The organism is Streptomyces sp. Ru72, from assembly GCF_002920635.1.
In the GTDB taxonomy this organism is placed as follows: Bacteria; Actinomycetota; Actinomycetes; order Streptomycetales; family Streptomycetaceae; genus Streptomyces.
The window spans coordinates 1-4,876 of sequence record NZ_PQSR01000201.1 but is presented as its reverse complement, the minus strand read 5'-3'; the positions used below and the strand labels follow the sequence as shown (position 1 = coordinate 4,876).

Sequence of the window (4,876 nt, the reverse complement as noted above, 5' to 3'; positions counted from 1 at the left end):
CCGCCGAGGTGGACCACATGGATCTCTACCGGCGGGCCATCATCGGGCTCGCGGCGGTCTCCGGCGACGCCGGGCACCTGACCGACGTACTCGACCGGTGCGAGCGGCTGGTCGCCGGACGCCCCGAGGTGGAGCTGCTGTCCGTCAGACGGCGCCTCCACGGCGATGACGACTGACGACCGACCGAAGAACACAGACAGGAAAGACAGGGAGACGGACCAGTGGCCGACAACGCGCGGGCTAAGAGGCTGGCGGACCTCATCCGAGAGGTGGTGGCCCAGAAGCTGCAGCGCGGGATCAAGGACCCGCGGCTCGGCTCGCACGTCACCATCACGGACACCCGGGTGACGGGCGATCTGAGGGAGGCGACCGTCTTCTACACGGTGTACGGGGGCGACGAGGAGCGGCAGGCCGCGGCGGCCGGCCTGGAGAGCGCCAAGGGCATCCTGCGCTCCGAGGTCGGACGCGCCGCCGGCGTGAAGTTCACCCCGACCCTCACCTTCGTCGCGGACGCCCTCCCGGACACCGCCCGGACCATCGAGGATCTCCTCGACAAGGCGCGGCAGTCCGACGCGAAGGTGCGCGAGGCGGCCACGGGCAAGTCGTTCGCCGGTGACGCCGACCCGTACCGGAAGCCCGGCTCCGAGGACGAGACGGACGACACCACCGAATGACCCGGCAGCACACCACGCCCGACGGCCTCGTCATCGTCGACAAGCCGTCGGGCTTCACTTCGCACGACGTCGTCGCCAAGATGCGCGGGATCGCCAGGACCCGGCGCGTCGGCCACGCCGGCACCCTCGACCCGATGGCGACCGGCGTCCTCGTCCTCGGCGTGGAGAAGGCCACCAAGCTCCTCGGCCACCTCGCACTGACCGAGAAGGAGTACGTGGGCACCGTCCGCCTCGGGCAGACGACGATCACGGACGACGCCGAGGGGGAGGTCACCTCCTCCACCGACGCCTCCAAGGTCACCCGGGACGCCGTCGACGCCGGGATCGCCAAGCTGAGCGGCGACATCATGCAGGTGCCGTCCAAGGTCAGCGCCATCAAGATCAACGGCGTACGGTCGTACAAGCGGGCCCGGGACGGCGAGGACTTCGACATCCCGGCCCGGCCGGTCACGGTCTCGTCCTTCGAGGTGTACGACGTCCGGGACGCCGTCGCCGAGGACGGCACCCAGGTGCTCGACCTGCTCGTGTCCGTGGTCTGCTCGTCCGGCACCTACATCCGGGCGCTGGCCCGCGACCTCGGCGCGGACCTGGGCGTCGGCGGTCACCTCACCGCGCTGCGCCGCACCCGGGTGGGCCCGTACAAGCTGGACGCGGCCCGCACCCTGGACCAGCTCCAGCAGGAGCTGACCGTGATGCCGATCGCCGTGGCCGCCGCGGCCGCCTTCCCGCGCTGGGACGTGGACGCCAAGCGGGCCCGGCTGCTCGCCAACGGCGTGCGGCTGGAGATGCCCGACGAGTACGCGGGCGCGGGGCCCGTCGCCGTCTTCGGGCCCGAGAACCGCCTCCTGGCGCTCGTGGAGGCCTATCGGGGCAAGGCGAAGAGCCTCGCCGTGTTCGGCTGACGCACGCCGTCCTGCCCGTGGAGCGGCGATCTCGGGGATGCCGGTCGCCGCTCCACGGTCCCCCCTCGGTTCCCCCTCACAGAGGTGTATCCATCCACCCGTGTCTATTCACCCCGGGGAGCGGGCGCTCGGAGTGAACCGAGGGAGCGGAAGGGGGCGCGTTCACCGCACGATCGACCTGCCCTGCGCGGCAGGCCCCGCATGGCGGGCTTCCTGCGCGCCGTCCACCCCGAGATCTGTCCGCGACCCCCTTGATACGACGTGCCGCCCGTCACAGCCCCCATGCCGATGCGGGCCGACGCCGCCCGGCATGGCACCCTTAGACCTGCGTACAAGGCAGAGACGGACACGGGTTCGACGAGGAGCGGTCACAGTGCAGCGCTGGCGTGGCTTGGAGGACATCCCCGAGGACTGGGGGCGCAGCGTCGTCACCATCGGCTCCTACGACGGAGTCCACCGCGGTCACCAGCTGATCATCCGGCACGCCGTGGAACGCGCCCGTGAGCTGGGCGTCCCCTCGGTCCTCGTGACCTTCGACCCGCACCCCAGCGAGGTCGTGCGCCCCGGCAGCCACCCGCCGCTGCTCGCCCCGCACCACCGCCGCGCCGAACTGTGCGCCGAACTGGGTGTCGACGCGGTTCTCGTGCTGCCCTTCACCACCGAGTTCTCGCGGCTCTCGCCCGCCGACTTCGTGGTCAAGGTGCTCGTGGACAAGCTGCACGCCAAGGCCGTCGTCGAGGGCCCGAACTTCCGCTTCGGCCACAAGGCCGCCGGCAACGTGGAGTTCCTGGCCGAACAGGGCAAGACGTACGACTTCGAGGTCGAGGTGGTCGATCTCTACCTGACCGGCGAGGCCGGCGGCGGCGAGCCCTTCTCCTCCACCCTGACCCGCAGGCTGATCGCCGAGGGCGACGTCGAGGGCGCGCGGGAGATCCTCGGACGTCCGCACCGAGTGGAGGGCGTGGTGGTCCGGGGCGCCCAGCGCGGCCGCGACCTCGGTTACCCGACCGCCAACGTCGAGACGCTCCCGCACACCGCGATCCCGGCCGACGGCGTCTACGCCGGCTGGTTGCAGGTCGAGGGCGAGGCGATGCCGGCCGCCATCTCGGTCGGGACCAACCCCCAGTTCGACGGCACCGAGCGCACCGTGGAGGCGTACGCCATCGACCGGGTGGGTCTGGATCTGTACGGGCTGCACGTCGCCGTCGACTTCCTGGCGTTCGTCCGCGGCCAGGCCAGGTTCGACTCGCTGGACGGGCTGCTGGCACAGATGGCGGAGGACGTGAAGCGCTGCCGTGAGCTGATCGCGGCGGCCGGGGACCCCGTCTGAACAACCGCCGCGGCCGTACGCTCGCAAACCCCCCGCCGCCGCCCCCAGTTGTACAATCCCCCTCGTCCGTAAGGTCGGTGGAACGGAGTGGACCCGGTGGCGACCGAGCAGGAGAAGGAAGCGCTGTACGCCATGGACATCAGCGGCGTCGAGTGGGTCGGCTCCCCTGATGGTCCCCAGGACGAGCGGGTGGAGATCGCGTACCTGCCGGGCGGCGCCGTCGCGATGCGCAACTCCGCGGACCCCGACACGGTGCTCCGCTACACGGCGGCGGAGTGGCGCGCGTTCGTACTCGGGGCGCGCGACGGGGAGTTCGACCTGAAGTAGTGCTCCCGGAGCGACACCGGGGACAGTGCGCCCGCATCGCGGGTACGCGAACGCCGGAGGGCCGGCACCGTGAAGGTGCCGGCCCTCCGGCGTTGCCGACCGGTTCGCTACTGCTGCGTCCAGCCGGGCGGTACGGCGCCTTGCTGAGGCTGGGGCTGCTGCGGGTTCTGGTCCGGGGCCGGCTGTTGCTGCCAGTTCTGACCCGGTCCTGGCTGCTGCTGCCAGCCCTGCCCCGGCCCCGGCTGCTGCGGGGGCTGCTGCCAGCCCTGCCCCGGCTGCGGGGCGCCGCCGGGCTGGGCGTAGGGCTGCTGGGGCTGCTGCGGGGCCGCGTATCCCTGCTGGGGCTGCTGGAAGTGCAGGTTCGGGTTGCCGAAGCCCTGCTGCGTACGGGCGATGTCCTCGGCGACGAGGGCGGCGAGGTCGAAGTAGGCCTCGCGGGTCTTGGGACGCATCATGTCGAGGTCCACCTCGGCGCCTGCCGCGAGGTGCTCGTCGAAGGGGATCACGACGACACCGCGGCAGCGGGTCTCGAAGTGCGCGACGATGTCCTCCACCTTGATCATCTTCCCGGTCTCGCGGACACCGGAGATCACGGTGACCGACCGCTGGACCAGATCGGCGAAGCCGTTCGCCGACAGCCAGTCCAGCGTGGTCGAGGCGCTGCTCGCGCCGTCCACCGAGGGCGTGGAGATGATGATCAACTGGTCGGCGAGGTCCAGGACTCCGCGCATCGCGCTGTACAACAGGCCGGTACCCGAGTCCGTGAGGATGATCGGGTACTGCCGGCCGAGCACGTCGAGCGCGGCACGGTAGTCCTGGTCGTTGAAGGTCGTGGAGACCGCCGGGTCCACGTCGTTGGCGATGATCTCCAACCCCGACGGCGCCTGCGAGGTGAAGCGGCGGATGTCCATGTAGCTGTTCAGCCGCGGGATCTCCTGGACCAGGTCGCGGATGGTGGCGCCCGTCTCGCGCCGCACCCGCCGGCCGAGGGTGCCGGCGTCCGGGTTGGCGTCGATCGCCAGGATCTTGTCCTGTCGCTCGGTGGCGAGCGTCGCTCCGAGCGACATGGTCGTCGTGGTCTTGCCGACGCCGCCCTTGAGGCTGATCACCGCGATCCGGTAGCAGGACATCACCGGCGTACGGATGAGCTCCAGCTTCCGCTGCCGCTCGGCCTCCTCCTTCTTGGCGCCGAACTTGAAGCGGGACGGACCCGTGTTGTTCTTGCGCGCCTTGGGCTGATGGCGCAGCAGCCGGTCGGAGGAGAGCTCCACGGCGGCGTTGTAGCCGAGCGGCGTGCCGGGCGCGGCCTGCTGCTGGGGGGCACCGGGCCCCGCCTGCGGACCGACCGGGGCGGTCCAGCCCTGGTTGCCGTAGGCGGCGGGCGGGGCGGCAGGATGCGGCTGGGGCGCCTGCTGCGGCAGTGGCTGTGCCGGGGGCTGCTGCTGGGCCGGAGCCGGTTGCTGAGCCGCGGGCTGCTGGGGCGGCGCGGGCTGCTGCGGCTGGGCGGGCTGCGGGTAGCCGTAGCCGGCCTGCTGGGGCGGGTAGCCGTAACCGACCGGTCCGGGCTGCGGCAGCGGCTGGGCGGGCGGCTGGGGGTAGCCGTATCCGGCGGCCTGCGGCTGCGGGGGCTGGGGGGCCTGGCG

General features: G+C 71.8%; 6 protein-coding genes. 5 read left to right on the top strand and 1 reads right to left on the bottom strand.

Going from position 1 to position 4,876, the window contains the following annotated elements; all coding sequences use genetic code 11:
- The 5 genes from C3488_RS39160 to C3488_RS39140 form a co-directional block, all read left to right on the top strand.
- Window positions 1-176 (top strand): DUF503 family protein (locus tag C3488_RS39160; RefSeq protein WP_146068028.1); only part of this gene is annotated, 176 nt, incomplete at its 5' end.
- A 45-nt stretch (window positions 177-221) separates the two neighbouring features.
- Window positions 222-674 (top strand): 30S ribosome-binding factor RbfA, encoded by a 453-nt coding sequence (rbfA, locus tag C3488_RS39155; RefSeq protein ID WP_103845574.1) that lies wholly within the window; start codon window positions 222-224, stop codon window positions 672-674.
- Window positions 671-1,576, top strand: coding sequence for a tRNA pseudouridine(55) synthase TruB (truB, locus tag C3488_RS39150; RefSeq protein WP_103845573.1), 906 nt, complete (start codon window positions 671-673; stop codon window positions 1,574-1,576). The genes rbfA and truB overlap by 4 nt, the downstream gene beginning before the upstream one ends.
- 373 nt (window positions 1,577-1,949) lie before the next feature.
- Window positions 1,950-2,906 (top strand): bifunctional riboflavin kinase/FAD synthetase, encoded by a 957-nt coding sequence (locus C3488_RS39145; RefSeq protein WP_103845572.1) that lies wholly within the window; start codon window positions 1,950-1,952, stop codon window positions 2,904-2,906.
- A 96-nt stretch (window positions 2,907-3,002) separates the two neighbouring features.
- Window positions 3,003-3,233: a DUF397 domain-containing protein gene (locus C3488_RS39140; RefSeq protein ID WP_103845576.1), complete on the top strand. Its 231-nt coding sequence runs from the start codon at window positions 3,003-3,005 to the stop codon at window positions 3,231-3,233.
- 107 nt (window positions 3,234-3,340) lie between these two features.
- On the opposite strand, the gene C3488_RS39135 is transcribed toward C3488_RS39140, so the two are convergent.
- On the bottom strand, window positions 3,341-4,876 hold a 1,536-nt coding region (locus C3488_RS39135), incomplete at its 5' end, for a MinD/ParA family protein (protein ID WP_258053922.1).

Excerpts from the sequence above, each read along its gene's own strand:
- truB (WP_103845573.1), top strand. The coding sequence starts at position 671 with ATGACCCGGCAGCACACCACGCCCGACGGCCTCGTCATCGTCGACAAG.